The sequence below is a fragment of the Spirosoma migulaei genome, from assembly GCF_054776855.1.
In genome coordinates, this window is sequence record NZ_BAAHBG010000030.1 from 1 (window position 1) to 3,377 (window position 3,377).

Consider the following 3,377-nt stretch of genomic DNA (forward strand, 5'->3'; position numbering starts at 1 on the left):
TACTGTAATGTTCATTGGTCGGAGAGTTTTTGTGCAAACCAACCGCTGAACGTACTTTTGTACAAGAACTGGCCCCAAAGTAGGTATACTATGACGCCCATAAAACTAGCATCAGTTGTGCAGGAAAATAAGCAGCAAGCTTTCCAGAGTTGTCCCGTCACGTTTGTGATGGAAAAGATTGGTGGCTACTGGAAGCCCCTTATTCTCTTTAGTCTGTTAACGGGGGCGAAACGATATAGCGAGATCCGAAAAGCGATTCCCGGCTTGACCGAAAAGGTGCTCATCCAACAACTCAAACAATTGGAAACCGCTGGTCTAGTTATCCGTCGGTCCAAACCCGTTGTTCCCCCTCACGTCACCTATGAGTTGTCGGCCTCGGGGAAAGCGTTGCGATCGGTGCTGTATGCGATGGCCGAATGGGCCGTTTCAACGGGGGGTGACGAGTCGGTTGCTTTTGCGAAACGGCTGGCTGACTTTCCCGCCGAGCCATCGGTTCATGCGTAAAACCACTTAGGGGAACCATCGACCATTACCGACGACCTATTTGCTAAGAGTTTATCCTGTCGATTGGCCCAAAAATCATTCCATCAACCAATCGGGCGAATCAGGCGATAACCGTTTCATAGGCGAGCCTTTTGTGTGGCAATAACGTTTTAATAACCGTCAAGTGGCCAGCAGTCGGTGCGCCGACCCGGGTCTGCCCGTCGCCACCTTGGTCCACTTAGTTGAGGACGCTGTTCGAATGCTTACCGGCGGTTTTGGCTAAAACAAAAGGCATTTTCACTAAGGCTGCCGTTGACCGGATGACGACCTTTGTCTCATCAATTAACTAAAAAACGATTTGTTTTGAAAGCAGTTAGAATTCACCAATTCGGTGGCCCAGAGGTCATGCACATTGAGGACCTAGCGCGGCCGGTGCCTGCGCCGGATGAAATATTAGTCAAGGTGTATGCCAGTGGCGTAAACCCGACTGACTGGAGCATTCGGGAAGGGGGCAACGATATGTTGAAGCCTTATCTGACCTTGCCCATGACCTTGGGTTGGGATGCAGCTGGCATTGTCGAGGAAGTCGGCAGCAAGGTAACTACTCTTCGGAAAGGTGATGCCGTGTACGGTGAGCCAAATTTTCCCGGTGATGGCAGTTACGCCGAGTTTTGCGTGGCAAAAGCCAGTCAATTTGCACTCAAACCAAAAAGTATTGGCTTTACGGAGGCTGCGGGGGTGCCGCTGGCCGGACTCACTGCCTGGACGGCCATCTTTGAACACGGAAAGCTACAGCCCGGACAACGCATTCTCATTCAGGGGGCATCGGGTGGGGTGGGCAGTTTCGCTGTGCAGTTTGCCAAAGCAAAAGGAGCTTATGTCATTGGAATCGCTTCGACAGACAACCAGGAGTACGTAAAGCAACTTGGCGCCGATGAGGTAATCGACTACCGGACTCAGTCATTTGAGGAACTGGTACCTAATGTGGACGTGGTATTTGAAGCTTCGCCCCTACGCGATAACGCGGAGCGGTTGAAATCGATAACCGTGTTAAAGGAAGGCGGCATACTAGTAAGTGTCAATATTGATTTACCGTTTGATGATGCCGTGCTGGCCGGACTGGCTCGGAAACAGGCCAAAGGCGAACTGTCGGCCAACCAACCCCGGCAGGCATGGTTAGAAGAAATAGCCCAGTTAGTTGATGCTGGCAAGGTGAAGGTCTATATCAGTAAGGTGTTCCCGCTGGAACAGGTGGCCCAAGCTCACCGCGAAAGCCAAACCTGGCATGTGCGGGGTAAACTGGTACTGGAAATAAGAAAAGAAAGCGAGCCGGTATGAGGCATTTCAAAACAATCAGCGAATTTCATGCCTTCAGGCAGTTGCCCGCCCCACAGCATCCGCTGATCAGCGTCATTGATGTGGGCACCGTTCCGCAGCCGGATAGCGATGAGCCAGCCAGTATGCTGCTTGATTTTTACACGATTTCTGTAAAGAGACTGCGTAACGTCAAGATTAAATACGGGCAGCACGCGTTCGACTTCAATGAAGGCATTCTGTCGTTTATGTCGCCCGGCCAAGTGTTCAGCGTTGCCGTGGATAATAAAGACGAAGCCGTAGTAAAATCAGGCTGGGTGATCAACATCCATCCTGATTTCCTGTGGAATACGCCATTGGCCAAAACCATTAAGCAATACGATTTTTGGGATTACTCGCTCCATGAAGCCTTGTTTCTTTCGGCAAAAGAAGAAGCGACCATCCTGCATATTATTCTAGCCATTCAGCAGGAATATAGTTCCACGATTGACCGGTTTAGCAAGCCAATCATCGTCTCACAAGTCGAAAGTCTGCTGAATTATGCGGACCGGTTTTATCACCGTCAGTTCATTACCCGCGATAAAGCCAATCATCAAGTACTCGAACGACTCGAGACGCTGCTGGATGAGTACTTCAACCATCAGGATGTAGTGGATCGAGGTTTACCAACCGTTCGCTACGTAGCCGAGGCACTGAATCTTTCGCCCAAGTATTTAAGTAATTTGTTACGGGTATTGACTGGCCAAAATACCCAGCAACATATTCATGAAAAATTGATTGCAAAAGCGAAAGAACGCTTATCAACGACGAGTCTGAGTATTAGTGAAATTGCTTACGAACTGGGCTTTGAACATTTGCCCTCCTTTAGTAAGTTGTTCAAGACCAGAACAAACCTATCACCTTTGGCATTTAGAGCGTCATTTAATTAACAAAAGCGTTTTATTGAAAGCCCATTTCCTGAAGTATAAACATGAAAGTTCCTTTGTCTCACGAAGAAGCCTTAATTGAGACGAGATATATTAGATGTAGTAGGTTAAGATAGCTTCGCAGTTAAAACAGAGTAAGGTTAATGGCGTTATATGATTTGACTGGCTCAACGCGTTTTGACTATAGATTAACCTAAAGGCATCGGTGTCAAAGGGTTATAATCGTAATTTAGCCGAAAATGAACGTTCGCTATATTCTCCTGGGTTTACTTCACTGTCTTTTCGTCTATTCCCTCTCGGCTCAACCCACCCCTAAACAGGACCCCATTCTTAACTTTAACACCTTCTGGCAAGCCTACCAAGACCACTATGCCACCTTCGATATGAAACACGTCGATTGGCAACAACAATACACTACGTATGCACCCCTAGTCGATAGCACTACCTCGCCCGAACGCTTGTTTACAATCCTGGCCCAGATGATCAAACCCTTGAATGATGCCCATGTCCGATTAGCCGACCGCAGTCTAAAACCACCCAGGTACGTCTGGCCCCGCAAACCCTCGGTCTACTCGAATCAGTTACAGTTCAACCGCGATTCGCTACAAACCTATTGGCAGGCCACCGATACCACCTTAGCCAAGCAGGGCTTTG

3 protein-coding genes and 1 pseudogene are annotated in these 3,377 nt (G+C 48.6%); all 4 read left to right on the forward strand.

Annotation, left to right across the window (positions count from 1 at the left end; genetic code table 11):
• On the forward strand, positions 1-504 hold a 504-nt coding region (locus tag ACYVGO_RS28835), incomplete at its 5' end, for a winged helix-turn-helix transcriptional regulator (RefSeq protein WP_460972241.1).
• A 342-nt stretch (positions 505-846) separates the two neighbouring features.
• Complete coding sequence (locus ACYVGO_RS28840) at positions 847-1,821, forward strand: NADP-dependent oxidoreductase (protein WP_460972242.1); 975 nt, start codon at positions 847-849, stop codon at positions 1,819-1,821.
• The gene (locus ACYVGO_RS28845; protein ID WP_460972243.1) at positions 1,818-2,726 is read left to right on the forward strand and encodes a helix-turn-helix domain-containing protein; all 909 of its coding nucleotides are present in this window, start codon (positions 1,818-1,820) and stop codon (positions 2,724-2,726) included. The genes ACYVGO_RS28840 and ACYVGO_RS28845 overlap by 4 nt, the downstream gene beginning before the upstream one ends.
• 236 nt (positions 2,727-2,962) lie before the next feature.
• A pseudogene (locus ACYVGO_RS28850) lies at positions 2,963-3,377 on the forward strand (hypothetical protein); the annotation flags it as partial.